This window comes from Micromonospora sp. CMU55-4 (assembly GCF_011602315.1).
Classification (GTDB): Bacteria; Actinomycetota; Actinomycetes; order Mycobacteriales; family Micromonosporaceae; genus Micromonospora; species Micromonospora chalcea.
Genome location: NZ_JAAOLH010000027.1, coordinates 1 through 26,279, shown reverse-complemented (window position 1 = coordinate 26,279; position 26,279 = coordinate 1). Strand labels below are relative to the sequence as shown.

Annotated in this window: 22 protein-coding genes and 1 pseudogene; 9 read left to right on the top strand and 14 right to left on the bottom strand. The window is 69.6% G+C overall.

The window, feature by feature from the left end; all coding sequences use genetic code 11:
* Positions 1-103: 103 nt before the first annotated feature.
* The gene (locus HA073_RS29360) at positions 104-4,555 is read left to right on the top strand and encodes a hypothetical protein (protein ID WP_166457787.1); all 4,452 of its coding nucleotides are present in this window, start codon (positions 104-106) and stop codon (positions 4,553-4,555) included.
* Here HA073_RS29360 and HA073_RS29355 read toward each other — a convergent pair.
* Positions 4,536-5,810, bottom strand: a complete 1,275-nt coding sequence (locus HA073_RS29355) for a CHAT domain-containing protein (RefSeq protein ID WP_166457786.1) — start codon at positions 5,808-5,810, stop codon at positions 4,536-4,538. The genes HA073_RS29360 and HA073_RS29355 overlap by 20 nt on opposite strands.
* A 106-nt stretch (positions 5,811-5,916) precedes the next feature.
* On the opposite strand from HA073_RS29355, the gene HA073_RS29350 reads away from it, so the two are divergent.
* Positions 5,917-8,556: a tetratricopeptide repeat protein gene (locus tag HA073_RS29350; protein ID WP_166457785.1), complete on the top strand. Its 2,640-nt coding sequence runs from the start codon at positions 5,917-5,919 to the stop codon at positions 8,554-8,556.
* Positions 8,557-9,462: 906 nt separating this feature from the next.
* Here the strand turns inward: HA073_RS29350 and HA073_RS29345 are convergent.
* Positions 9,463-9,618, bottom strand: a complete 156-nt coding sequence (locus HA073_RS29345) for a hypothetical protein (protein WP_166457784.1) — start codon at positions 9,616-9,618, stop codon at positions 9,463-9,465.
* A gap of 50 nt (positions 9,619-9,668) precedes the next feature.
* On the opposite strand from HA073_RS29345, the gene HA073_RS31295 reads away from it, so the two are divergent.
* Positions 9,669-10,256 (top strand): endonuclease domain-containing protein, encoded by a 588-nt coding sequence (locus HA073_RS31295; protein ID WP_375336248.1) that lies wholly within the window; start codon positions 9,669-9,671, stop codon positions 10,254-10,256.
* A 103-nt stretch (positions 10,257-10,359) separates the two neighbouring features.
* On the opposite strand, the gene HA073_RS29335 is transcribed toward HA073_RS31295, so the two are convergent.
* On the bottom strand, positions 10,360-10,701 hold the full coding sequence (locus HA073_RS29335) for a hypothetical protein (protein ID WP_166457782.1): 342 nt from the start codon (positions 10,699-10,701) through the stop codon (positions 10,360-10,362).
* A gap of 273 nt (positions 10,702-10,974) precedes the next feature.
* Between HA073_RS29335 and HA073_RS29330 the strand changes: the two genes are divergently transcribed.
* Positions 10,975-11,919 carry an endonuclease/exonuclease/phosphatase family protein gene (locus HA073_RS29330; protein ID WP_166457781.1) on the top strand — a complete coding sequence of 315 codons (945 nt, stop codon included), beginning with the start codon at positions 10,975-10,977 and terminating at the stop codon, positions 11,917-11,919.
* A 423-nt stretch (positions 11,920-12,342) separates the two neighbouring features.
* Here HA073_RS29330 and HA073_RS29325 read toward each other — a convergent pair whose 3' ends face one another.
* Positions 12,343-12,651 carry a hypothetical protein gene (locus tag HA073_RS29325; RefSeq protein WP_166457780.1) on the bottom strand — a complete coding sequence of 103 codons (309 nt, stop codon included), beginning with the start codon at positions 12,649-12,651 and terminating at the stop codon, positions 12,343-12,345.
* Between the two features lie 180 nt (positions 12,652-12,831).
* On the opposite strand from HA073_RS29325, the pseudogene HA073_RS29320 reads away from it, so the two are divergent.
* A pseudogene (locus tag HA073_RS29320) lies at positions 12,832-13,167 on the top strand (integrase core domain-containing protein); the annotation flags it as partial.
* Between the two features lie 416 nt (positions 13,168-13,583).
* On the opposite strand, the gene HA073_RS29315 reads toward HA073_RS29320, so the two are convergent.
* The 9 genes from HA073_RS29315 to HA073_RS29275 form a co-directional block, all read right to left on the bottom strand.
* Positions 13,584-14,228: an N-acetyltransferase gene (locus HA073_RS29315; protein ID WP_166457778.1), complete on the bottom strand. Its 645-nt coding sequence runs from the start codon at positions 14,226-14,228 to the stop codon at positions 13,584-13,586.
* Between the two features lie 147 nt (positions 14,229-14,375).
* Entirely contained in the window at positions 14,376-15,284 is a 909-nt protein-coding gene (locus HA073_RS29310) for a hypothetical protein (RefSeq protein ID WP_166457777.1), read from the bottom strand.
* 12 nt (positions 15,285-15,296) lie between these two features.
* The gene (locus HA073_RS29305; RefSeq protein ID WP_166457776.1) at positions 15,297-16,046 is read right to left on the bottom strand and encodes a class I SAM-dependent methyltransferase; all 750 of its coding nucleotides are present in this window, start codon (positions 16,044-16,046) and stop codon (positions 15,297-15,299) included.
* Positions 16,047-16,107: 61 nt separating this feature from the next.
* The gene (locus HA073_RS29300; protein ID WP_166457775.1) at positions 16,108-17,253 is read right to left on the bottom strand and encodes a class II histone deacetylase; all 1,146 of its coding nucleotides are present in this window, start codon (positions 17,251-17,253) and stop codon (positions 16,108-16,110) included.
* A 42-nt stretch (positions 17,254-17,295) separates the two neighbouring features.
* Entirely contained in the window at positions 17,296-18,504 is a 1,209-nt protein-coding gene (locus HA073_RS29295; RefSeq protein WP_166457774.1) for a histidine decarboxylase, read from the bottom strand.
* A complete protein-coding gene (locus tag HA073_RS29290) occupies positions 18,501-19,271 on the bottom strand; it encodes a hypothetical protein (protein WP_240926020.1) in 771 nt (256 codons plus the stop codon). Before HA073_RS29290 ends, HA073_RS29295 begins: the two co-directional genes overlap by 4 nt.
* A gap of 232 nt (positions 19,272-19,503) precedes the next feature.
* The gene (locus tag HA073_RS29285; RefSeq protein ID WP_166457803.1) at positions 19,504-20,949 is read right to left on the bottom strand and encodes an APC family permease; all 1,446 of its coding nucleotides are present in this window, start codon (positions 20,947-20,949) and stop codon (positions 19,504-19,506) included.
* Positions 20,950-20,960: 11 nt separating this feature from the next.
* The gene (locus tag HA073_RS29280) at positions 20,961-21,248 is read right to left on the bottom strand and encodes a hypothetical protein (RefSeq protein WP_166457773.1); all 288 of its coding nucleotides are present in this window, start codon (positions 21,246-21,248) and stop codon (positions 20,961-20,963) included.
* A gap of 233 nt (positions 21,249-21,481) precedes the next feature.
* On the bottom strand, positions 21,482-22,324 hold the full coding sequence (locus tag HA073_RS29275) for an N-acetyltransferase (RefSeq protein WP_240926019.1): 843 nt from the start codon (positions 22,322-22,324) through the stop codon (positions 21,482-21,484).
* Between the two features lie 353 nt (positions 22,325-22,677).
* On the opposite strand from HA073_RS29275, the gene HA073_RS29270 reads away from it, so the two are divergent.
* A complete protein-coding gene (locus HA073_RS29270; protein WP_166457772.1) occupies positions 22,678-23,280 on the top strand; it encodes a hypothetical protein in 603 nt (200 codons plus the stop codon).
* On the opposite strand, the gene HA073_RS29265 is transcribed toward HA073_RS29270, so the two are convergent.
* Positions 23,270-23,716, bottom strand: coding sequence for a hypothetical protein (locus HA073_RS29265; RefSeq protein WP_166457771.1), 447 nt, complete (start codon positions 23,714-23,716; stop codon positions 23,270-23,272). The two genes, HA073_RS29270 and HA073_RS29265, sit on opposite strands and share 11 nt — an antisense overlap.
* Before the next feature lie 36 nt (positions 23,717-23,752).
* Here HA073_RS29265 and HA073_RS29260 point away from each other — a divergent pair, with 36 nt between their 5' ends.
* The 3 genes from HA073_RS29260 to HA073_RS29250 form a co-directional block, all read left to right on the top strand.
* Positions 23,753-24,340 (top strand): HD domain-containing protein, encoded by a 588-nt coding sequence (locus HA073_RS29260; protein WP_166457770.1) that lies wholly within the window; start codon positions 23,753-23,755, stop codon positions 24,338-24,340.
* Positions 24,337-25,308, top strand: coding sequence for an aminoglycoside phosphotransferase (locus HA073_RS29255; RefSeq protein ID WP_166457769.1), 972 nt, complete (start codon positions 24,337-24,339; stop codon positions 25,306-25,308). The genes HA073_RS29260 and HA073_RS29255 overlap by 4 nt, the downstream gene beginning before the upstream one ends.
* A gap of 445 nt (positions 25,309-25,753) precedes the next feature.
* Positions 25,754-26,279, top strand: a 526-nt coding sequence (locus tag HA073_RS29250; protein WP_309228071.1) for a helix-turn-helix transcriptional regulator, incomplete at its 3' end; no start/stop codon positions are given.

Here is a 26,279-nt window from a genome sequence, read left to right as displayed (position 1 = left end):
ACTCTCGCTTCTTGGGCACCCACATGACGTCATGACTACTGTATGACGTGGCGCGGGGCTCGCCTCTCCACGGACAGGCAGCATTGACGGAGGGTAGAGCGAGATGGCCAGGTACGTCACTTTCGCCCCTGGGGTAGTAACCGCCGACGACGAGGACGAAATCGACGAGGTCTTGCAGCGTCTGCCTCCGGACGTCTGGGGCACGGGGGACGTCGCGATCCTGGTCAGCAAGCGATTCACCGGCGCCGGTGGAACTCTGGTGCTGCAGATCGAGGTTCGGTCCAGAGCGTCGACGTTCATCGAGGTGGTCAAGGTGGGATCGGCCGCCGAAATTGAGGCTGAGCTAAAGGCCTGGGAGACGGTCATCCGTCCGGTCGCCACCAGGATGTGCACGCCGATCCGACACAGCACCCTCGATCCAGGCTGCCCTCCGTCCAGCAACGGCCGAGAGGCAGTCGTCTACGGTCATGTCGGGCAGTTCGCCGGCCGACCGGACGCCACCGTGACGACGCTCGAGGCCGTGTTCACTGATGCCTCGCTGGGTAATCAGACGGCCGCGTACCGGGCCAGCGAGGCGATCGCGGAGCTGTTCACCCAGGCTGAGACCTCGCTTTATGCCGGGGCCGTTGCCGTTGATCCGGAGACGTCACTGCAGGACATGATCTCGACCCTCGGGCCGGACCTCACTCTCGAGGTCACGCACCTCGCCGATGCATCAGGCGACGTCTGGAGTAGCGGCACCGCAGACCGGGCATCGCGGCGACTTACCGAACGCACGATCTGGAAGGCGGGTTCCGGTTCCCCAGCCGCCGACCACCTGGTCGGCCAACTGGTACGGGTTGACGGCGTCGAACTGAGCCAGCGGAACAGCCGCTTCATCGGCCGGATCAGGTTCGCTACCGTTGAGCTTCGCGGGATGCCCCTGGACATGTCGTTCCCTCCGGGCACTGTCGAGGTGCACGGCAAGGTCGCCAGCGTCCGCCGGGGTGTGGTCATGTCCCGGGTGCTGGACGCCCTACCCGGCCTCATTGAGAATGGTGAGACGATCCGGGCACCGAAGATGCAGGCCCCGCACCCGTTCTCGGCGCTGCGGAAAGCCCTGGAAGTGTCCTGTCGCCCGGTGCGGGGCACCCGGGTGCACGGGGACCTGAATGCTGGCAACGTGCTGCTGGTCGACGCTGATCCGTACCTTATCGATTACGCCCGCAGCGTCGGTGTACAGAAAAAAAAGCAGCTGCTCGCCGACTTCGCGTGGCTGGAGATCAACCTGATGCGGGCCATCGGAGGTGATCCTTCGCTCGCCGACCTGGTCACCGTGCAACGCCTGGTCACCACGGCTGCCGCCCTGCTACCGGCGTCCGGTGCCGACGCCCCGTCCGGCCTTGGGTCGATCCCTGGGCTCACTCTCTCGCAGCCTGGTCTGGCCCCGATTTGTGCCGTGCTGCTTCGGCTCCGTCGCCACGCGTACCGCTGCTACCCCGAGGGCAGCCGCGACCGCTGGCTCGTCGACTACAGTCGCCACCTCGTGCTGGCTGCCCATCGCACCTTCAAGTGGTCGGACGGGCAGCAGTCCGCCACCCGTTGGGCGGCCTCCGTTGCCACCGCCGTGGTGGCGGGTGAGTGGGTTGAGCCGGTGGCCCCGTTCCGGTTCTGGACCGCCTCGATGCTTAACGCCGCTATCGAGATGGTGGCGTCAGCCGCGTACCAGACGCCTCGTTGCGCGACGAGGCTGCTCGGCAGCCTGACTCGAGAAATCGACGGACGGGGGCTCGCTGGGTTCGAAGGCACCCTCGCCGCCGCGGCCAACAGCCTGTCGGTCGCCGTTTACCAGGCAAAAACTCCCGCTGTTGTGGCACCGTTCATGGAGCTTTCCGTGATCAGGGACAACGAGCCACCTACGGCAGCGGTCGAGGTTCTGACCGGCACGAGTCGCGCGGCGCTCATCGGCGCTGCGGGCACCGGCAAGAGCACCGTGGCCCAGGAGATGGCGAACCGGTTGATGGCCGTCGCCACCAACCGCGAAACCGTGCGGGATCCGGGCCGGCATCGGCTCCCGGTGCTCGTGTCCGCCGCCGACCTGCTCGAACCCGGTGTCACGGTGGCCGAGGCCCTTGCCCGGCATGCTCCGGTCCAGGACGCCGTTTCGATCGAAGACCTGATGGACGCGGGATGCCTGCATCTCATCGTCGATGGCGGCACGCCGACGGGCCTACTCGATCGCGTCGTCGCGCTGCGAAGCAACCACCCCCGTCTGCCGCTACTGGTCACCAGCCGGTCCGCCGAGGGCTTCGGTGCGGACTTTTCGGTGTACCGACTGCAACATCCGACTCCGGAACAGGCGGTGCCGTTCCTCGCTGAATCGGCCATTCGCCGCGGGATCCCCATGACAGCTCTACGGGACGTCCTCGCCGGGCGCGGAACACCACGGATTGACGAGGTCTTCAGAACTGCGGAAGGCGTCACGCTACTGGCCCGGCAGTTGCGCCCGAAGGTCCGACCGAGCCTGGCCGACCTGCTCGACGCTGCTTTCCCTCGCCTCGACGACCAGCAGACCGTCCGGGTCGCGGAGATTCTTGCCGCAGACCTGGTAGACCGCGATGTCGAGCAGAGCACCGAGGCTGCCGCCGAGGTGCTGTTCGCAGCCGATCCGGCCGGGTGGCGTGCGGCTCGCGACCGTCTGCTTCATGAGCAAGTGCTGGAGTCGCAAGCGGGCATGCTGTCCTTCGCCCGGCTGGCTCACCGGGACTGGTTCGCGGCCCGCGCCGCTGGCCGAGAACCTGCGGCGCTGCCCGACCGTGCGCTGCGTCTGTCCTGGCAGGAGCCACTGCGGCTGGCTGCGGCCCGGCGCGGCGCGGCGGACCTGGCCGCTACCTTGACGCAGATCGCCCGTCACACCGATCCGCGGTTCGCCGCTCGACTTCTGGCGATGATCGCTCCGGAGGACCCCGGCTTCATCGCGGAGCAGGTCGCCGCACTGCGAAATGTACGAGCCGCTCGGTTCGCACAGCAGGTCGCTGCGGAGGCCCTGTACGCCCTCGGCGAAGCGGGGATCAGGGCCCTCTGCGGCGTCGTTCGCGACAACCGCCTCTCCCCGGCAGCGCGGTCGACTGCCATACGACCGCTGGTGAGCGACGAGCCGGCGTCGAGCGACGAGCCGGTGCGACTCGCCGCCCATCTGCTTGGCGACGAGCCGCAGCCGGCGCGATTGCGCACAGCCGCAGTGGATCTCGCTGTCCGATACAACGCGGTCCACCTGGTCGCCGTCATCGCCGAGCACTGCAGCGTCCAGTCACCCTGGCACTATCACCAAGCCGCACACGATGCTCTTCGCCGTCTCGGCGCAGCATCACCTCGACGCGTGCACCGGGAGTACACCGCCGCAGCCCGGCGCCGGATGGACCGGCTCACACAGGTGCTGCCGCGACTGACGACACACGCCACCTACGACGCCGCTCAGCGGGAACGCGAGTTCCTGCTGATTTCACCGCTGCGCCAGGACCGCGATGTGCTGCTCGCTCACCGCTGGGACTTCGAGATCGGCCCGTACGCCGCTGACATGCTCGCACAGTTTCCGACCGATCCCACGAGCCGACCGGAGTCGGAGACCCCGCTACCGCAGGACCTAGCCGGTCTGGTGACCGCCGTCGGGTCGCTGACCGCCCTCAACGCACGCAGCCCTCGGCAGAACGAGACCCTGGCCCGGCTCCTGACCGCGGCCAGGCAAATGAATCCAGTCGCTGGCGCGCACCTCGCCGAGCAGGTGCACGTCACGCTGACGGCTGCTGACAGCCCCGACCGGCTCCGCTGGCCGATCCGGGTCGCGCTGGCCCGGTGCAGCCCGGACGCTGCCACCGTGGAGACCCTGTTGCGCTCCGACGACGCCAACGATCGGGTGCTGGCCGTCGCCACCCTCGCATCGGCCTCCTTCCTGTTGGACGCCGCCCCGCCACGGGTTTGGCCGTTGAGCGAGGTGGCCCGTGATTCGCTGCGGGCGCTTCGGCCTCACACCGCTCCCACATGGGACGTGGTGGCGTACCTGCGGGCGGCGGCGGCCACCGGCCTCGCGGAGGGCCTGAGCCTGGCGGCCGACCTGCTGACGCTCCCGACGCTGGCGGAACTGACTCGGATGGTCTCCCACCCGGTCCACGGGGTGCTCACCCTCACCGCTCGCTCCGAGGTCCTGTCCGCCGCAGGCTATTTGGCCCGACGGCACCCGGGCAGCACGGCGGCGGCGACGACCGAACAGATCAGGGGGATGGACCTGACCGGCGCCCATCCCAGTGACGTCACCGGCAGGCTGATCGGGCTCGCCTTTCTGGGTGATGCCGAGGTGGTACTGCGCGGGCTCGACGGCGCCGAGCCGCGACTGCACGCCGCCGCTCGACACGCCGTCGTCCACTGGGCGACCGTCTGGTCCGACCGGGACTTGGCGCGGGACGTGGTCGCCGCCCTGCTGCACCACGGCGACCACGACCGCCGGGCCCGTTCCACACTGCTAGAGTTGCTCCGGGAACTGTCCGTGGAGACCGGCCGGCTCACGGCCCGAGGTGGATGAACGGCGTCCACACGCTCAACCGCTCCGTCTCCCTCAACCGACGTAGCACGGTATGCAGGCGAAAAACCGAGCCAGCTGGGTCGAACGGTTCGTCCTGGGGGCTGTAGACGGCGGTGGCTACCTCAGCCGCGACTGAGGAGTTGACCGTCCACAGCGTGCCGATGACGTGCCGGTACCCGGTGTAGTGCAGTGCCGCGGCTAGTGTGATCGCCTCGTCGGCGAGACCCAGGCCGCCGATCGCGGTTTTGCAGGCGGATAGAAAGGCAAAGTCGCCCTGGTGCTGCTCGGCGCTGAGCCGTGCGACGGTCAGAACGTCGTCGGCGAGTCGCAGGCCGCCCTGTGAGGGGTCGTCGAGGAGCTGGTTGCCGTGGCAGCTCAGGTGGGCCCAACGGTACGTGGGCAGCAGTCGCGCCACCTCGTCGACCGTCGCCTCCGGCCCGTCGAGGACGCGGTGCCGGCCGGGGAACCGGCGTTGCAGCATGGCGCGCTCGGCTGCGGCTTCCGGTAGGGGCGGCTCGTCACCGACCTGCGGCACGGTCACGATCAGCAGCTCGGGCGTCCTATCCTCGGGCAGCGGCTCTCGGGCCTGCATCAGCGCACGCAGCGTCGGTGTGTACGACGACACCACCCGGTCGAGAACGGTGGGCCGGTGCGTCCCGTCGGTGAGGTGATCGCCGGCGGCGTGCAGCGGTAGCATGGTGAGCAGGCCGGTGGGGCACCACCACAGGCGTGGCCAGGTGGACTCGTCACCGTCCGGTGTCGCTGTGAAGCCGAGTTCGTTGAGGACGGGTTCGGTGACCGCCCGCCACAGCCATCGCAGGATGGCCCGAAGCATCTTCTCCGCACGATCCTCTGCTGCCGAGAGTTCCTGCTCGGCCTGCCCCAGGTCACCAGCGCCCTGCTTCGCTTGCCACCAGGCTCTCCAGCGTTGGCTGACCATGTCCAGAACGGTGAGGTATGCCCTGGTCTTCTCCTCCACCTCGACTGCGCTGAGGTCGGGCAGCTCACGGACCTGTACGCCACCGTTCACCACCAGCAGCGCGTCACACCGCCACCGGCTGACGTTGATCATGGCGACTGGGCCGTGTTCGGCGGCGGGCAGCAGCTTCTCCAAGGGCGGCGGCTTGAGGAAGTCCTCGAAGTCCGGCAGTTTCCGCACCTGTTCAACCAGCGCGTCCCACTCCCGGGTGAGCGCCATCCGACGGTCGACCATCCGGGAGATGTCCGGCTGCTCGGCGAAATCGCTACTGGCCACTGCCCCACCCTCCATATCGGCCGACGACTGTCCGCTGTCGAACCCATTGCATAACGCGAGCGCGAGCCGTAGACAATCGGGCGACCAGCCAGCATAGGCTTCGCGGATGACCCCGGTCGACGACGTCCGCCGACGGCTTGCGGACTACTTCGCCGCCAAGGACCCGGAGCTCGTCAGCGACGACGGTGCCCGCGTCGACGCCCGTCGCCTGCTCATCGACGCGATAGGCATCCACGGTGACGGCGAGGTGGCCATCGACGCGAAGCTGCTCGGCCTTGCCGCATTATTGTTCTGGTGCCGCTGGCTGGAGGCGCCGACCGATCACCACGACCCGGACTGCCAGTCGGCCTACCGCCTGTATCGGGTGCTACTCACCGTGGACCGAGAGGCGCAGGTGCCGCCCCAGCTGGTCGGACCGCTGGCCGACCCGGCCAACGACGAGCCGGTTTCCGCCCTGCTTCACCACGAGGCACGTGACCTGATCGACGGCTGCCTGCGGCAGTTCGATGACATCGCCGTCGACCTCGGCATCTTGCTGGCAAGGTGCGCGGTTGCGCTCGCCGAACCGGGCACCGCCGAGCAGGCCGAGTACTCGTGCAACCTGGGTGCGGGGCTGTTCGCCCGGTACCGGCACCACAACGCCGAAGCGGATCTCAACGAAGCGGTCGAGATGTTCCGTACGGCCGTGGAGTTCGGCTCGGGTGACGCCCGGGAGCAGGCTCGGTACCTCGCCAACCTCGGGGCGGCCCTACACACCCGCTACGTGCGATGGTTCCGCGAAGACGACCTTACGTTGGCTGTGCGCCTGCATCGGGCGGCCTTGCGGCATCTCCCGCAGAAAACCCGCTACCGGTCGCAGTACGCCTCTGTTCTGCACACACGCTACGAGGTCAGCGGCCGGTCCCGCGACCTGGAACGGGCCATTCGACACTCCCAGGACACCGACCCGATGGGGTTGGCCAACCTGGCTCTGATGCTGCGAGACCGCTTCGAACGCCTCGGCGAAATCGCGGACCTGCAACGTTCGATCGCTCTGCTGCGCGATGTGCTCAATGGTACCGACGCGGAGGATCCGGACCAGGCTCGCCGGCTGTCCGCCCTCGGTGCCGTCCTGAACCTGCGGTTCACCGCCATCGACGACCCGGCCGACCTGGACACCGCAATCAGCCTGCACCGAGAGGCGGTCCGGCGGGCACGCAACAGCGACCCCCACCGTCTCGATTACCTGTCCAACCTTGGTCACGCCCTGCACGATCGGTATGAAGATCGCGGCTCGCTCACCGACCTGCACGACGCTGTCACCGCCCACACCGCCGCTGGCCACAACGACCCCCTGCAGGCCGGCAACCGGGCCAATGTGCTCGCTGCCCGATTCAAGCACCTGGACGACATCGCCGACCTCGATGCGGCACTGCGGGCCTACATTGCCGTCCTCGCTGACCTTCCCTACACCCATATCCAGCGGGGCAGCCAGCTGACCAACCTGGGCAGCATTTGGTTCGAACGTTTTCAGCGTACCCAGGAGGTCGCCGATCTCGTGGAGGCGATCAAGGCTGACCGGGCCGCGGTGCGCTGCACCCCGCCCCGGCACCTCGATCGCTCGCGACGCCTGGCCAACCTGGCCATGGCACTCGACTCTTGGTACGAACGCAGCGGAGAGCCGGCCGACCTGGACGAGGCGATCCGCCTGCACCGCCGGGCGTACGAAATCGCGCCGCTGTCCCGCCGTCGGCATCATGGAGCCGGCCTGGCGATCGCCCTGCATCTGCGTTACCACCTCCACGGCGGAGCCGGCGACCTGGCCGAGTGCATCGGTCTGTTGCTGGAGGCCGTCGACTGCCGCCCAGATCACCCTGATCAGCCACGTCGAAAGACGCTGCTGGCCAGCGCGCTACTCACCCGGCACGACGAGACCGCAGACCCGGCCGACCTCGCCGAGGCGGTCACCCTGATCCGTGCCGCGGTCGCTGCGACGCCGCCCCGACACGTCCAGCGAGTGGGTCGCCAAAGCATGCTCGGCAGCACGTTGTCCAAGACCGGTGATCCGGCACTGGTCGACGAGGCGATTACGGTCCTCCAGACGGTCGCGGGCCTCACAGATGCCAGTTCTCCCCTCGGCTACCGGCTACGCACCCTCGGCGACGCGCTTGAGGCACGGTGGGAGCTCACCCGGGCGACCGTGGACCTGGCGGCGGCGATCGACGCCTATCGCCGGGCCATCGTCGCCACCGGCACCGACGAGCCCGATCAGGCACTCAACAGGTACGACCTGGCAGGAGCCCTCGCCGCGCTTGCCGACGCCACCGGCCGGGCCGATCTGCGACGCGACGCCGTGACCGAGTATCAGGCGGCGACCCGGCAGCGGACGGCACCGGCGCTGATCCGCATCCATGCCGCCGGCGAGTGGGCAGCCCATGCTCTCACTTTGCGCCAACCCCAGTCGGCGACCGAGGCGTTCGCCGCCGCCGTCGATCTGCTTCCCCGGCTGGCCTGGACCGGTCTGGAGCGCCGGGACCAGGAACGCGCCTTGCGCGGATGGAACACGCTTGCCTCGGACGCCGCAGCCGCCGCTCTGGCCGCTGGGCACCCGGAATGGGCCATCGAGCTCGGCGATCAGGGCCGGTCCCTGCTGTGGGAGCAGCACCTTCGGCTGCGACGCGAGGCCCACGAGCTCGCGGAGCGGCACCCACGGCTGGCAGCTCGGTTCCGCCGCGTGCGGCTGAAACTGCTATCCACCATCCGCTGAGCGGTCACCGCAGTGCCCGGCCAGTTCGATCGGATGGGCGCACCAGGTCGGGCCCTGCCGCACCGACGCGTCCAACTCGGGTCGCAACCCGAGGGCCTGCACCATACGCGGCGCGGCCACCCTTTAGCTTGATCTTTAACCTTCGCGGGTCTTGTGGGGGTCCTGGCTGAGCATGGAAACAGCCCATTGAGAGTACTCGCCCAGGTCGAACCGACCGCGACCGCGGCTGTGCGTGAGAAGTTTACTGAACTTGCAACGGTAACGCGCACGCCGTCGCAGTAGCAACCCCGATGGCAACGCTCGGGCGGGACTTCGGAGCCCCACCTTCACCTCCTTTACGTATCAGCTCAGCTACCGCTACCGACGGGGCAGCCACCGAATAGCCGCACCCCACCCCCGATCACCACCGTCGCGGCTGGCGGTGCTGCTTCAGCACCGCGCAAGCCGGTGGCAACGTACGCGCTCATGGCGACGGAGCCGGGCTACGCCTCGGCGCCGGACATCGCCGCCGCGGTGACGAGGCAGGGGCCGCCGACTATCTGCGCGCGGCGGCCAATCCAGACGCCACCCGCGAGGGCAGCGGGTCTCCTGAAATGCCGAGGCCGGAGCGGCATCCCGCTCCGGCCTCGATGAGACATTCCGCCGCTCTACCATTGAGCTACGCCCCCGCGAGTGGAGGCGACGGGACTCGAACCCGCAACCGATCGGATTGATTAGGGGCATCCTCAGTGCCGCAACGAGCATAGCAGAACCTGATCGAATCGGTCAATCAGGGCAGGGAGTACCTGCGCGATCCCAGCGGCCCACAAGATCCTGCGGCCCACGACGGCCCCGCACCACCTCCGTGCGGGGGCCGTCTGGTCCGGCGGGAGGACCCGCCTACCCGACCTGGGTGACCTGCCACGGCTAGGCCGCGTCGCGGCCGGCCTCCGAGAGCGAGACGAGCCGGAACACGTGGTCGGTCAGCCCGCCCACCGTGTGCCGAGTGCCCGCGCCGGACGCGTTCGCGCCGACCCGGTAACCGCCGATGTCCCAGGTGTAGACCGGAACGTCCCTCGACACGATGGTCGATCGAGTGGTACCGACCGCCGTTGTACTGCTCGTCGGTCAAGATGAGGACCCGGTCGTGGGCCTTGAAGTACGCCGCGACCGCCCCGAAGGTGTCGGTCCCGTCGACCGAGTGGAACCTCCCCATGAGCCGCAGGAGTGCATCGCCGCGGCGGAAGTCGACGGGGTACGACGTGTTGCCGTACCCGACCATCGTCGCGTCCGCCGCGCGCAGCGCCACCGCGACTGTCGATCGCCTCGCACCCTACTGCAAGCCGTGCGCCTCTCAGCGCAGCTCGCTGGCTCGGTACGGCCTTACCCGCGAGAGGTGCCAGCAGATCCTGGCAGAGCAAAACGAGGGCTGCGCGATCTGCGGGCAGCCGCCCGGGGACAAGGCGCTGGTCATTGACCATGACCACAGTTGCCGCCCCGGGCGCCGCTCGTGCGGGAAGTGCGTCCGTGGCCTGCTCTGCGGGCCTTGCAATTGTGGGGTGGGCATGCTCCGTGAAGCGCGGAGCTGTTCAAGAAGGCAGTCCAGTACCTCTCTCGCCGACGGTTGCGTCCGCCGCCCCAGGCCGCCTCGACGCGGCCGACCCTGGGACACTGTCAGCGGATCCGCTTCGCGGCGTACGACTTGCGCTTGCGCGGCTTGACCCCACGAGCCACCGCGTCGCCACGGGCCTCGAACGCCAGCAGCGCGGCCATCGCGCTGTCGATGCGACGGGGCGACTTCGGGGGGTGTCCCTATGGGTTTGGTCAAGCGGGGACGGGGCTGGTGGGGCGTGGTTGGTAGGGGATCTTGTCGCGGAGCATGGCGTATAGGACGTCGCAGCGGCGGCGGGTGTTGCAGGCCCCGCTGATGGTGATCCAGTGCGGGAACAGATCCCGGGAGTACCCACTCGTCAACCCCTCGCTCTTGACCGTCAGAGCGTTGAGCTGCGACTGGGCGCTCGACTTGGACGGAATACCGGGAGGTGTCGCCGAAGCCACCGAGGCGTCGACGGCGACCAGGCCGGCGCTGGCGACCATCACGGCTGCCGCGCCGCTCAGGGCACGCCGTGCCAACGCCGATGTGGTGAGTCGTCGGGTGAGTCGCATGAGGGCCTCCTCGGGCATCCGTCGTGGACAGCGACCATCTCGCCCCATCATGTCCATCGACGGTCACCACTGTGAAGAGCAGGGAAGGCTCCCACGAACACTGACCACAGCCATTCCCTGTCCGCACCACCGACCCCGGGCGAACTCGCCTGTCCGCTGCCCCGCAGCCGATCGTGCCTGTCGAGATGGCGACGAACCGGCGATCAGCGACAATCCGACGTCCTAGAGTGCGACTCTCAGGCTGGCACTACACCTGCAATTCCGGGAGCGACGGTGGCCAACAACCTGATCGTCATGACATGGAACGTCGAGAACCTGTTCCCACCCGACGACACCGACACGTCGGCGGCCGACACCTACACCGCGAAGCTCACCTACCTCGCCGGTCTGATCGCCGGCACCGGCGCCGACGTCGTCGCCCTCCAAGAGATCGGCAGCCTCCGGGCCGCACAGGACCTGCAAGCTGCCCTCGGTGAACCCTGGCAGGCCGTCGTGTCCTCCCACCCGGACAGCCGCGGCATCCGCGTTGCCGTCCTCGCCCGGCATCCCCTCAACGAGGAAGCGCAGATCCTCGCGCTGCCGCCCTCCGGATTGCCTGCGGTCCCCGACGTCGACGGCGACACCCTCACCCACCTGGGACGCGGAGCGCTTCAAGTACACGTCGACTACGGCGGCGCCGGCCTGCGGCTGCTGACCGCGCACCTGAAAAGCAAACTGCTCACCTACCCGGGCGGGCGACGCTACCCCCTCAACGAGGACGAACGCGCTCGCGGCGCCGGCTACGCCCTCCTGCGGCGCACCGCCGAAGCCGTCGCCCTGCGCGTACACCTCAACGAGACCCTCACCGCGGCCGCCGTAGACGGCCAACCGGGCATCCCCACGATCCTGTGTGGCGACCTCAACGACGGCCCGGACGCCATCACCACCGTCCTGCTCGAAGGCCCAGCCGACGGAGACGTCAACCGCCCCGACAAAGGCGACGCCATCCGGCTGTACAACCTCGGACGACGCCTCCCTCCAGCCCGCGCATACTCCCGCATCTACCAAGGCAACGGGGAGCTCATCGACCACATCCTGGCAACCCGCGACCTCCAACTCCGCCTGATCACCGTCGACTCCCTCGTCGATGACATCACCTCCATCGGCGCCTCCACCCGCAGCCGGGAGAAGGCCGTCGTGCCAGACCATGCCCCCGTCGTCGCCCGATTCCACGGGTAAGACGGGCGGCCGGGGAAACGCAGCGACCGACGCTACGCGCCAAGATGTCGTCGAGCTCGGTGTCGGTGGCGACGCGATAAATGGCAACGTTAGTTGGGCGAGGGCTGTTCAGAAGACACGACTGACCCTGCGGCCTCGCCTGTCAGGGCACGTGACCGACCGTTAGCTGATCGTCGAGCTGCCCTGGCAGAATACGGACTGGCCACACGCGGTTGAGGAACTGTGGGGAACGGGCGGGAATCGCTCGGCAATCACCTGGCTTGAGCTGCGTCGCTATGCTGGCCGTCACACCTGGGAGCTGACCGTAGTTGACGGTCGTCGCCCACCCCATCGGGCACGCAGCGGGCACGTGGGCCGGTTGCAGGTCGTTCCGCTCGGCTGACCAGCCCGGCAAACCGTCTCAGGCTGGTCGAACCGATGCGGCTACCAATAAGTCAGGCGGAACACATCTCGGGCAACCAGGCCGCCCGGCGGCCGCAACGGGTCGTAGCCGTCACCGAGATACCCCGCTCCCTGATAGGAGCGGAGAACGAGACGATGGCCGGCAAACACCAGGACGAAGCCAACGGCAGCCATCGTCGCCGCCCCCTGTGGGGACATCAGCCGCACACCCGCCGCCCGGAACAGCCACGGAAAAACAGCCAAGAGGATCGCCAAACGGTAGACCCAGATCCCCGCACGGTAGGTGAAAAGCCGCCGGCACGCCTCGAACTCGCTGCTGCTGATCGACACCGCGTCAGGTTAGTCCCTGAACGGCTCTCATCGCTGGCCCCCGTCGCCGCTGTCCTTGCGCCTTCGGCTGTCGGTCAACCCTCCTCTCCCCGAAGCCCATCTCCGCCGTGTCCGCACCGTGGAACGGGCCTGGACATGGGGCTGTGGCGCCGTAACCGCGCCGGCCAACCCGTCGGCGCGGGCCTGGTGCACCACAGCGATAGCGGGCAGTACACATCGTTCCGGTTCACCACCCACCTGCTCGACGTCGGCATCGACGCCTCCATCGGCAGCGTCGGCGATGCCCTGGACAACGCCCTGATGGAGTCCACCATCGGCCTCTACAAGACCGAGCTGATCAAACCCCGCCGCCCGTGGCGCAGCCTCGCCCAAGTCGAACTGGCCACCGCCGAGTGGGTCGACTGGTACAACAACCAGCGCCTGCACTCCGCAACCGGCCACGTCCCACCAGCCGAATACGAATCGATGTTCTACGCTCAACCCCAGCCCCGCCAGGTGGTTGAAACCAACAGCTGAGGTCTCCACAGAACCCGGGGCGGTTCAGACGGCTCCGGACGGGCTGTTGAAGCAGTTGACCAAGACGGTATTGGAGACTGCGTTGAACGAGGAGCTGGCCGAGCAACACGCAACAACCGCTGCAGGCCGTCGCCAGACCGTCAAGGAGTCGTCGACCCAGTTGGCCGACGAGGCACCACCTCAGTGGCGACAGCGGGCACGGTGACCACCGGTACGGCCGATCCCAGACGAACACGTGATCATGAGGCGGCTGCCTGCCACGCCGCGGTGACACACAGCTCGTCGACGGTCCAGCGACACCGGGCCGAGCAGCTACGACACGAACTCCACGGACGAGTTTCGCCTTCCGGGTACGGCTGTGTCACGGGGACGATCCCAGACCCCGCAGCGGGCCCGAACAGATTATCGATCGCGGGTCAGGCTCGGGGGTCGTGACGGCGGCCAGCCGGGCGGAGTACTGCGGTGGCGGTATGGCCGCGCTGGCCGGGGCGACGGAACATCGGTTGGATGCTCACGCCCTCGGCCGGACGCGCGATCGCGTGGTCAGTGTCGTAGCCGGCCTGGGCTAGGAGGTGTTGCCCGGCGGGGAGGGTGAGGGTCCAGGACGGCAGATCGATGAGGTCGAGCCGGCAGCGCAGGTGCTCCGTCAGCGCCCGGCCCCGGCCGGTCCGCTGGTGCGTGGGGCGCACGGCCAGAAAGGCGAGGTGGTAGTGCGCCGTAGTCGGTTGCCGGCTGTCCATGATCTCGTCCAGGAGACGGAAGCGCTCGGCGTGTGGGCCGGCGGCTGTGGCGAGGCGCGTGGCGTAGTCGGCCGGTGGTGGAACAGGCCCGTATTGGTGGAAGCAGACGGTGGCGGCGGTGAGGTCGCTGGTGATGTGCACGTCGCCGTAGAACATGGCGTGTTCGACCCAGATGGCGGCGACATCGGCCAAGACCGGGCCTCGTTGTTCCTGGTCGGGTATCAGCCAGGCGGCGATGGGAGTGGGTTGGAGGGCCTCAGCGATCACCGTGGCGACGATGTCCTGTTCGCGCCACCGCGCGGCCCGGATGTGGTGCGGCACCTCGTGCCCTGCCTTTCTCTTGCTGCCTTTTGTCGTCGTGCTGGTTGGGGTGGCCGGCGGTAGGGACGGGAGAGCCGCTGTCGCCGGCCACGAGGGCCCGGTCGCTGCCTTTTCCCTTTGGGTGCGGCGGCCGGTCGGCTTGTCATGTCACCGCAGGCGAGTCACGGCTGCGGCCGTGGTAGGTGAGGTGGGCATGTCGGTGCTGCGGGTGTGGGCGTGGGCCAGCAGAAGGGTGTAGGAGTGCAGGCCGGGTCGGCGTCCGCCGTTGATCCATTCGGTCGCGGCGAGCAGGTCGCCGGTGTCCGGGTGGATGAGCAGCATCGAGGTGGATCCGTCGGCCACGATCTCGAAGGACATGCCGGTCCGGCCGGCGAGGTCGGTAGTCGTGCCTTTGTAGGTGAGGTGGGGGGCCGCTGCCAGGGCGCGCAAGGTCGTCGCTCGTTGCCGTGGGTTGAGGTGCTGGCTGGTGGCCAGTTCGACGATGCCGCTGGTCAGGATCCTGGGGTAGGCGGGCTCGCCGGCCAGCGCGGGCGGCGCGAGCAGTCGGATCAGCTCGCGGGGGTTGGCGGGGATGTCCCCGGGGAGGTGGGGGTGCAGGTCACCGATGCCGTGGTGCAGTGTGTGCGGTACGGCCCGGCTGAACTCCTGACGCTCCTGCGGTGTGGGCTGGTGGTTGAGGCCGTGCAGGTCCGGTGCCCGGCGGATGATCTCTCGGCCGGAGCCGTCCGCGTCGTGCCGCCAGCGCCGTACGTCGGTGCGGACGATCGTGGTGCTCGCGCGTGCCCAGCTCTGCAGGTGCAGGTAGGTGTAGGGCAGTCCGTCGGTGGTGTCGGCGGGGGCGGTGCTGATGGTGTCGGCGAGCAGGTTCAAGCGCTGCTGGGCGGTGAGCCCGGCGACGGTGGCGGCTGCAGCTGGTGTGCTGGCGGGGCGCGGTGCGGCGGACGCGGTGCCGGCCGGTCGTGGATCGGCATGGCAGGCGGTGAGCAGAACGAGGACGAGGCTGCCGCCGAGGAGCGCGGCACGTTGCCGGCGGGCCGTGAGGGTCAGGTGGGTCATGGTTGTCGTGCCTTATCTGCGCGCGCGGGCGTGGATGACCCGGCGTTCGTAGGAGCCCAGGAGTACGCGGGGGTCGGTCATGAGGTCGGCGAACCGGTCCGCGTCCGCGTTGGTGATGTTCAGGCGGGGACGCAGGTGAGTGATGACGTCGGCGAGGAGCCGGCAGCCGGGGTCGGCGCCGGTCCAGGTCTCGGTGGTGGTGTGGATGCAGTGCTGCACCATGCCGTGGCTGAACAGCAGGGTTTCGGGGTCGGCGGTCCAGGTCGCGCCATGCGGGCCGGTGAGGGCGCGGTGGGCCTGCTGCAGGACGGTGTGGATGACGGTGGCGGACTCGTCGTCGGGCGCCCGGTAGATCCGGGGGGCGGTGGTGGTGATGTCGGCGAGGACGAGCCGGCCGCCCGGGCGCAGCCGGGTGGTCATCTGCTCGATCAGGTCCGCGGGGTCGCGCAGGGTGCCGTGGGGCCAGCGGGCGAGGATGTGGTCGTAGCCGGCGGCGTGGCCGGGCACCGAGTCACGGTTCAGGTCCAACTGGTGGACGTTGATGACGGCGGTGTCGGTGAGGTGGCCGGTGTCGGCGTCGACGGCGGTGACGGACCCGTAGCGGCCGACGAGCCGGGCCAGGAGGGTGGTGCTCTCCTCGCTGGCGCCGACGTCCAGCACCCGCTGGTTGGTGCGGATGTCGAATCGGTCCAGGACCGTGTGAATGCTCGGGTTCAGCAGTAGGTGTATCGGCCCGGCGTGGGCCGGCAGCGTGGTTGTCATGGCGATCCCTTGGATGTCGGCGTGGCGGGTGATGCCGGTGGCGTCAGGTGCTGGTGCTGCCTTACTGGGAGCCGGTGATGCTGGTGGCGGCTGGGCTGATCCGTTCGACGAGCTGTGCGGCTGCCGCGATCACCTCGCGCTGGTGGGGCAGGAAGGGCTCGGCGGTGTACCCGGCGACGACGGCGGCGAGGGGGTCGGTGACGTGGGTGGTGGTGCCGGTGAGTTCTTCGAGGAACGCCAGGGCGCAGTAGGGGGTGTAGAAGGGGCTGTAGCCGCCTTCGTGGGCGGCGATGAGCCGGCCGTGGCAGAGCCGGTCGGCGGCGCCGACGAGCAGGCGGGTCATCTCGCGGTAGGAGGCGGCGGTGAGCATCTGCCGGGCGAGGGGGTCGAAGACGTTGGCGTCGAAGCCGTTGGCGAGCAGGATCAGGTCGGGGGCGAAGCGGTCCAGTGCCGGGAGGACGACCTGGTGCATGGCGTTCAGGTAGGCGGCGTGGCCGCTGCCGGGTGGTAGGGGCACGTTGAGGGCGTAGCCGGTGCCGTCGCCGGTGCCGTTTTCGTGGGTCCATCCGGAGTCGGGTGGGAAGCAGCCGGCTTGGTGCAGGCTGATGGTGAGCACGCTCGGGTCGTCGTTGAAGATGGCCTGGGTGCCGTTGCCGTGGTGGGCGTCCCAGTCCACGACCGCGACGCGGGCGAGCCCGAGTTCGGCTTGGGCGTGGCGGGCGGCGACGGCGATGTTGTTGAACAGGCAGAAACCCATTCCCTGGTTGGCGGTGGCGTGGTGGCCGGGTGGGCGGACCAGGGCGTAGCCGTTGGTGATGTCGCCTTGGGCGGCGGCGGTGACGAGTTCGATCAGCCCGCCGGCGGCGAGGCGGGCGATGTCGTAGCTGCCGTGCCCGACCGGCGAGAAGCCGTCTCCGGCGTCACCTCCCCCGCCGCGTAGGTCGCTTTGGGTCTTGATGTGCTGGACGTAGGCGGCGGTGTGCACGCGTGTCAGTTCGGCGACGGTGGCTCGGCGAGGCTCGATGACCATCAGCTCGCCCAGCAGTCCGCAGGCGTGGATCAGCTCGTGGACGCGTCGCTTCGCGTCAGGGTTCTCGACGTGCACGGCGGGTTGGACGCCGGCGGTCGGGTCGGCGGGTAGCAGGCCGGCGCTGGTGCCGGTGTCGTGCCACAGGTACTCGGGATGGAAGACGTATCCGGTGGTCATGATGGTTGCCTTTCGTCGGTCGGGTGGCTGGTGCTGGTGTGGTCAGCGCGCGTGGGAGCTGGCGGGAGATGCTGTTGCCGGTCTCGGTTGCGGAATCGGCCGGATTCGCGGGCGGGTGGCGGCGATGTCGGCGACGAAGGCGTCGACCTGGCCGGGGGTGATGCCGGGCATGCAGATGAGGTGGCTGGTGTCGCCGTCGGTGGCCAGGAGCCACTTTCGGCGTACGTGCTCGGGTGGGGTGGGCAGGACGACGGTGAAGGCGTGCGGGTGCCGCCAGGCGGGCCAGCCGACAGCGTTGAGCCGCTCGACGGTGTAGGCGGCCAGCCGGCGGGCCTCGCTGGCCCGCCACCGGTGCCCCTCCCGTCCGTGAACGGCGATGGCATGCCACAACAGCGCAGCCGACAGGCCGCAGCGGGAGCCGGTGATGGTGGTGTCCGCCGTGGCGGTGTAGGCCACCCGGGAACCGGCGGCGCGTAGGTGATCGCGGATGAGCACGATGCCGCACGGCGTCGGTGTGCCGAAGAACTTGTGGCCGCTGATCGCGACGCTGCCGATGCCGCTGGCGTCATCGAGGGACAGTCGTCCGTCGAGGGCCAGGGGGATGCCGGACAGGGCCGCGTCGACGTGCAGTTGCCCGCCTGCGTGATGCTCGTCGAGGACCGCGCGGATGCGGCTGGTGTCGTCGACTGCCTCGGTCATGGTGGTGCCGGCGGTCGCGACGACGATCGCCGGGAAGCGGCGCCGCCGGTGGAGCTGCTCGGTGAGGTGCGCGTAGTCCATCTCCCCATCGGGGCGCGCGTGGACCGGGATGCCGTGCGCGCCGAGCAGGCGCACTACCTTGGCCACGGAGTAGTGGGCGGCGGCTGAGTAGTAGATCCGTGCCGTCGGTTTGCGCCGGTGCGCGGCGTGCAGGGCGGACAGGGTGCCTTCCGTGCCGCCGGTGGTGACGTAGCCCCACCGGTCGTGGGCGGGCATGGCGAGCAGGTCGGCTGTCCACGTGATGACCGCGCGTTCCAGCGCCCGGGTGTGCGCGATTCCGCCCTCGTCGGCGGGGTCGCCGATGTTGTTCCACAGCCTGCCGCCGAGGCGGGTCATGACCTCCGTGTGGTCGAGGTCCACAGCGCCGGGGAACCCGATGCTCGTCGCCGCCGTGGCGTCGGCTTCGCGAACGAGGTGGTCCAGCACGGCCGTGATGTCGATCGGCGCGCGGCTCAGGTCCGCGGCGGCGGCCAGTCTCAGGGTGTGGGTCACGCCGGCCGCCCGCCGTGCAGGTGGGAGGTGAGGGTGTGGTGGAGCATGCCGAGTCGTCGCCACAGCTCGCGGGTGGCGTCGTCGCCCTGCTCGGTGAGGTTGGCGTGCGGGTTGTGCCAGTAGGCGGGCCGGTCCGGGTCGAGGGTCTTGGTGCAGCGGATCCCGTCGACGCCGATGCGGGCCTGGGGGTCACGGTCCAGGTGCAGGGCGGTGCCGTCGGTCAGCAGCACGTAGCACTGGCCCTTGAGGTCGAAGGCCGACAGGTACCGGCCGCCGGATCCGTCCCGGAGGGTGCGGGCGACCTGCTGCCAGCGGCCCTGGTCGGAGTCGAGGGTGCTGACCCCGACGCCGACGTAGGTGGCGCCCGGCGGCGGGCTCATGTCTCCGCCGTTGACCATCGAGGCGTCCGGCCCGAGCGGATGCCACCGCCGCCCGCCGGAGGCGGCGCGGGCGATGTTGGTCCGGACCACCTCGGCTAGGTCGGCCAGGAGCCGGGGCAGGTCCTCGGATTCCGGGGAGGCCAGCCACAGCCGGTAGGCGGTGTGCAGCAGGTAGCCGTGCGGCTCGGCCGGTGCCTCGGAGACGAAGAACAGCATCAGAGCGTGCGGGCCGAGCGCCTCACGGGTGTCGTGGCGCTGGTCCGCCTCAACCATGTGGCCGGTGTTGAGCCGCCTGCACCGGTAGGCGACCTGCACGCGCAGATCCGCCCACCGCCGCGCCTGTCCCGGCACCTCGTTCCCGTCCTGCGCAGGCTGGTCCGTGGGCATGTCCGGCGGGGGTACTGCCGCAGGCGGGGTTGGAGGGGCCGGGGGCGTCGGCGGTCGGTGGTGCTCCCCCAGCGCGTGGTAGCCGGGCGGGGCGCCGACCGCCGGGGCGCGCGGGCCCGGTGGCGCCGCCGGAGGGTGTTCCGGCCGCCAGCCGGGATGCAGGGGATCGACGCCGTAGCGTCCGCCAGGCGGGGTCATCGCCGTGTGAGTCCTCATCGCTTGCGCCCCTTTGTCAGATGGAGACGTTGATGGCATCGGGTACGGCATGGGTGGCCGGTGTGCCACGGCCGATCCCGGCGTAGACCTCCGGACGGGACCGGCGCACCTGCCCGGCCCACAACCCGCCCACGACGGCCGTGGCGACGAGGATCGCGGGCAGCAGCAGCGGTGCCCGTGACCCCGGCGGGGCGCCGAGCAGGGAGTCCACGTTGCCGACCATCAAGGCCAGCACCACCACCCCGCCCGCTACACCGATCACGGGCGCGAGCCGCCATTCCCACACGCCGGCCTTCGGGCCTCGCAGGCCGGCCGGTGCTCGCACCGCCGCCACCGAGGCGGCCAGGAGCAGGCACAACAAGCCCATCGCGCCCAAGGCCGACAGCCAGGTGAACATCACCGCGACCGGGTCCGCGCCGGCCAACGCGAACCCGCCCACCACCACCACGGCGATGCCGGTCTGCGTCAGGGAACCGCCGCGCGGCGCACTGACGCGAGTCGCGCTGCCGGTCCTTGCGAGCCCGGCAGGCAGCACGCCTTCCCGGGCCATCGCGAACACATACCGGGCGATGACCGAATGGAAGGCCAGCATCGACGTGACGATCGCGCAGATCAGTACCGTCTGCGCGAGCGGTACCCACCAGCCGCCCAGGCGCTCCAGCACCGACAACGGCAGGCCCGCCGCAGGGTCGGCAGCCACGTCGGCGACGGATCGGGGACCGGCGGCGATGCCCATCGCCCACGCCGCTGCCGCATACACCCCGCCGAGGACGAGCACCGCGGCGATGGTGGCCCGGCCGACCGACCGGCGGTCGATGGCCTCTTCGACGAACGAGCCCGGCGCGTCGGTGCCCATGAACGCGGCCACGCAGAAGGCGACCGCACCGCCGATACCGCTGACCGCCAGGCTCGAGGCGTCGAAGCCTTCCCAGGACAACCCGCCGTCCGCCGGCTGCCCGAGGCCGGCCAGCGTGAACGCGGTGACGATCAGCAGGGATACCGCCAGCACGGCGGCCAGCACGCGGGTCGACAGCACGATCGCCCGCACACCTACCACCCCGACCACGGCCACGGCGATGCCCGCCCACACCCACCACGCGCCGCCGAGCTGCCCGGCCAGCGTCGCGCCGAACAACCCGAACAGGCTCGTCTGGATCGCGTTGTACGCGACCAGGGCGACCAGCCCGGCGGCCACACCCCAGCTACGACCCAGACCGTGCGCCAGGATGCCGTAGTACGCCGCCGCGTGCCCCACCTGCCGGGCCATCGCCGTGTATCCGACCGCGAGCACCGCCACGACGGCGGCCACCAGCACGAACACCAGCGGCAACGCCTCCACCCCCGTGGTCGCGTACGTGGCGACGATGCCTCCTGCCAGCACCACCATCGGCGCCGACGCCGCCGCCCCGAACACCCACAACCCGAACGGAGTCAACGTCCGCCGGGCCAGGGCCACCTGCACATGCGTCGACCTCACCGCTGCCCCCGATCCGGGGAGTCCGGACAGCGCGAGTGCGCCGGCACGTTGGGACAGCCGGGGCGGCGGCAGCCGTCCACCGGGTGACCGTCCACGTCGGCCGCGTTCGCGGCCACGACGTACACCGCCACGGGCCGTACCGGGCCGCCCCGCCAGTAGTCCTGGTCCCGACCGAGCCGCCGCTGCGCGACGAGAGCGTCCGACGCGAACCCGAACAAGTCGTGACTGCCGTCCGGCCACTCCCGCCTGATCGCGTACCCCCAGACGAACTCGCGCGACGTCACAGCTCCCGCGTCCGTGACGGCGGCGGCACCGGCGGGCGCAGCACCGAGCCACGCCAACAGCCACCGGCCGGCATTCGGCCGTCGTAGCCGCGACGGGCAACGGGTCGTAGCAGCCAGCATGAGGAACGCCTCCTTGCATTGAGGGGACAGGTGTATGCAAACGCCCCGCTGGCCGAAGGCCAGCAGCCGTGTATCCAGGTGCCGAAACGGCTGTCAGGTCGTGTCGACCCGACCTAGAAGCGGCGGTGCCGCGACGGCCCTGCGCCGGCAGAAGGCGCCGCGGCCCGGTGCAGCCGCACACGACGGGGCAGGCCGTCACGCCGCTCACCGCCGCGCCGCGGCCGGTACATCCGCCACAGCACCGGGCCACCGGGCTCCAACAGCATCGGTGACCGCGGCAGGTAGCCGAGCTGGCTAAACAAGCTCTCGCAAGGTTCGCTGCCCCAGACTTGCGTGTACGCCGGCAGCCGTTCGGCATCCACGACCCGGTGACAGCTCGCCAGCAACGCCCTCGCCGCCGCGCCCTCCCCGGGACGGGCCGCGAACTGTGCCAGATAGTGATGCGGCGTACGCGGCACCACCGCGTGCAGCACCACGAACCGCGCCGCGAATGGGCCGAGCAACCGGCGCAGCTCACACCCCCACCCCGCACCGGTCGGCGGTGGCTCCAGCCGCGAAAACCACACCGCGACCGCGGCACGATCCTCGGTCGTGTCAACCCGGCCGTGCTGCACCGCATACATCAGCACGAACTCGGCATACCGACGCAGAGCCCTATCGCGCACGGCCGCGTCAGGCACCAGCCACGTACCCAACGATCCGGCCGACAGATTCTGAGCCAGAAGCGCGGCCAGCACGGGAACGTCGTCGCCGGTCGCGCAGAACACCGCCTCATCCGGAACCTGCAAGCCGAGTACCCGGCGAGCAGAATCGTCACGTCCGATCGGCCGGTTGGGAACAGACTCCGCACCTCGTACCAGCGGGACGTTCATGCTGTTGATCACCCTCGTCCGCACGTTGTATCGCGCCGCTGTCACCGTCACGAGGGCCGGTGTGATCGACAGGAGCAGTGGCATCCTGGCAATGGACACGGCTGACTCTCCCTCAGTAAGGCGACTCGGCTGACCGGTCGGTAACACCTCGGCGGTGCCGCTGACACCGGACACAGCGACTAAAGGCGAGTTCGGTCGGTGTCGGCCAGGTTCGGCGGCCGGTCCTGACAATCTGCCGACAACCGCGCGGCGACGACTGATGCGGGCAGGAATGTCAGAGAAATGTCGAAAGCCGATGGTGGCTCTTTTCGACATTGGCGCTGTCGGCTTTTGATGCCCATGTCACCGCCTGCGGCCCTGCAGGTGGTGCGGGGCCGTTGGCCGCGGCGCGGCGAGCGGTTTCCTGCGTGTCCACTGCCCCTAGGGAGGGATGCACCATGACCAGTCGATCAATGCCGGCTGTAGCAGACGTCGGCCGCCGGGCCGCCGAGATCCTCGACCGGATGCGAGCACACCCGGCGTATGACCGGCTGCACGGCTCGTCGATGAAGTACTCCAGCTGCTGGGCCACCTTCACCGGCTACCCGGCGATCAGCCGCTGGTCCCTGGAACGCGACGCTGGTCCGCTGCTGGTCGAGGCGCTGCGGGTGCTCGCGCTCAAGGCTGCGGTGTTCGAGCTGTCCGACGGCGACGAGCAGGCCGCCGAGTTGCTGGTGCCGGCGCCGGTGGACGAGATGATCCACGCGGTGCTGGCGCAGTTCACGCTGATGTCCCGGATGCAGGCCGACCTGGGCGTGGTCTTCCCGCACGCGACAGAGCTGGAGGAGTTCACCTACACCCGTGGATGCGTGACCGACGCGTTCTACGCCGCAGCGGGGTGGGGTGAGCAGCGGCTGCGGTACTGGTTGGACTCGGCCGAAGTGACAAGGCGCCTGGACCTGCTCAACGCCCACTATCAGGCGGCCGGCCTCGGCCGCGACGGGCGCAGCCACGACTTCGACTTCGACCAGCCGGAAACGGTCGTGGCAGTCAGCGGCTAGCCAGCTCCACCGACAGCACCCGCCGCAGCGCCGCCACCGTGTGTTTCGCGCCGAACCGCTCGGCGGCCAACCGCTCGGCGCGGGCCACCGCGGTGAAGATCTGCTCCGCGGGCGCGTCCCGCAACACAGCGACGAGCCAGCCTTCCAGATCCACCACATCGGCAGGCAACTCCAGCGCCTGCGGTGTCGGCGTTGGTCGAGGCGCCTGAACGGGGACCGGTGCCCCGGCCGAGGCGTAACGGCCGGGCGGAAGGCCCACCCGGAACGGGTGGACGCACACAGCGACTCCGTCGGCGGTGGCCCGCCAGCCGACATCCGGGCGGTAGGCGAACTCGGGCCCGGGTCGGTCGACCACGTCGAACTGGCCCGGCCCGAGTTGCTGCCCAGGACACACGACACAGGTCTGCTCGCACCAGTGCGGAAGCGGCCCGGACATAGCGCCGATCGTACGGCAATCAGGAGGTATCAGAGTATGACGGTCTTGTCGCCTCCCCGCCCCGTCGTCATCGAGCGTGCCCTGCGTGACGCCCGAGCCTGGTGCGCGGGGCACACGATCGATGACCGGCCGGCCCTGGCCCATGCGGTCCGGGTCGCGGTGACCATCGGTGACCACGTGGCCGCCCCGCCGCCCGAGGTGATCGCGGCAGCGCTGCTTCACGACGCACCCGAGCTTGCCCCGGCCTCGCCGGACGTCTACCAGGTCCTCACCACCCGATACGGGCCTGAGATTGCCCGGATCATCGCCGCGCTCCAGGCCGAACACCAGGCCCTCGACCGGCCCCATCCGCCCATCCGTGTCGATGACCAACCGGTGCTGCTCGCCTCCACCGCCGACAAGATCGTCGCGCTGACCTCACTGCTGCGACGGGCCCGGGCGACCGGGAACGTGACCGGATTTTTCGCCCGTCGGCCGGTGCTGTGCGCGCTGCTCCCGCACTTCCGGGCCTTCCAACACGCGGCGCAACCTCGGGTGCCGACCAGCATGTCGGCGCACCTCGACGCCGTCCTGGCCCGGCTCGACCAGGTCACCACCGGCATCCACACTGCGAGTACGCGGTGAACACCCCCGGGCTCGATGAGCGCCTCGTCGCGCAGCTGCGATGTGACCTGCTCACCGGTGCGCGTCGGGTGCCGACCGGGCGGCAGGCCATCCAGGAGTGGGAGCTGTCCGCCGTTGAACGGCTGTTCTTCGCCGACGGCAGCAGCGTGGTCTGCAAGGTCGCCGCCGCGCCGTTCACCGGCGAGGCCGCCGTGCTGTGGGCGCTCAACGAGCGGGACGCCGCAGTGCCCTTGCTCCACGGCTACGCGAAGCGCTCCGAGACGCTGGGCATGCTGATGGACGACCTAGGCGGCCCGGTCCGGGCGGGGACCGCTGCGGAGGCTGCCGCCGCTGCCCGCTGGGTCCACGCCATCGACGACATCACCGGGCTGACCATGTTCGACCAGGCGGGCCTGGCGCGGCTACCCGGACAAGCACTCGACGCGCTCAACGCGCTCCGCCGACAGGAACGCTTCTCCGACTCCAGGCCGATCGAGGAATCGCTGAACCGGCTGGCCGCCGTCGCACGCCGCAGGGCCGATGGCGCCGAACGGCCACCCTTCGGGCTGTGCCACGGCGAGTTCCACCACACCTCGCTGCACGTCAGCCGCACCGGATGCCGCCTCGTCGACTGGGCAAAAGCGTTCACCGGCCCAGGACTGCTCGACCTAGCTACCTGGTTCGGCACCCGCACGCCACCCGAACCCCGCCTGCTCGCCCGGCTCATCCGCGCCTATGTCGCTGCCGGCGGGCACCCAGACGCCGAAACCGACCGGGGCGGCCTTCCGGCCGCCCGGTGGGCGCTGGGCTGGCACCGGGTCTGGGCGGCCTGGTGGTTTCTCACCACTGCCGCCGCTGGCCACCACCGGCCCGACACCGACCGGCGCCACGCCCAGGTCGTGCTCCGACAACTCCACGGGGCCGCACAACTGCTCGGAACATCACTGCCCACCAGGGCCACCCGACTACCACTGGGAAACTCATCGTGAAGCACTCCCTGTGGACGGTGCGGCAGCGGCTGCCCTTCCGCGGTGGTCGTCGGGTCCGGCTGGCGTGTCGGCTACGTCGACACGTACACCCGCCCGGTCGCCGGCCCGAACGGCCGCCGAATGTTGCCAACCCCCGATGCCGAGGGGTGATCAGCCCGTTCATCGTCATCGAAGACCCAACGGAGTCGGCAAGAGCACCATCGCCCACCTCCAGCATTGTCGCCAGACACCACAGCAACTCCGACAGAACTCCGACATCGCCACGCGACCACCCGCAGGCATCGATCAGGACAATGGGCACCTGACCAATACGGTAGGCGGCCATGGATGGTGTACAGCTGTCTGGCGGGCTTGATGTTGCTCAGCGACCGAGGAACTATCACGTATATTGCCGGATTCGGTACAAGCTGTATCCGACGTGCTCGTGGGGATGGGAGTGAGTAGCGTGGCTGACAGCGACGAGATCAGGACCGCCCGCCGTGCGCTCGGTCGCCGTCTGGCTCAGCTCCGAAGGGCCAGCGGCCACACCCAGCATGAGTTTGCGCAGCTCGTGCAGTACGGGCGCAGTTCCGTGGCGAATACCGAGACCGGTCACCAACATCCCGACCGAACTTTCTGGTCGCGCTGCGACACAGTGCTGCGGAGCGGGGGCGCGCTCGTCGCTGAGTACGATCGCATCACCGAGCTAGACCGCCGCCTACGCCGTGTGTCGGCGATTCAGGAGGGCAGGGCTGCGTCCGGGCCGGTGGCATCTGTCGCCAGTTCCAGTCGCGATGGCCTGGAGGCGGATGACGACGTTGTTCTGTGGGAATACGAGGACAGTGTTGACGCCCGTCGACTGGCGCTGAAGTCCTCCACGGACGATGACGCCCGCCTGGCGTACGTCGAATCGGAGGTTCGGCAGGCGATCGCCGACAACGAACGCCTCACCCCGACAGCACTCATGGCACGCATGCGACCGCTACGCGTCT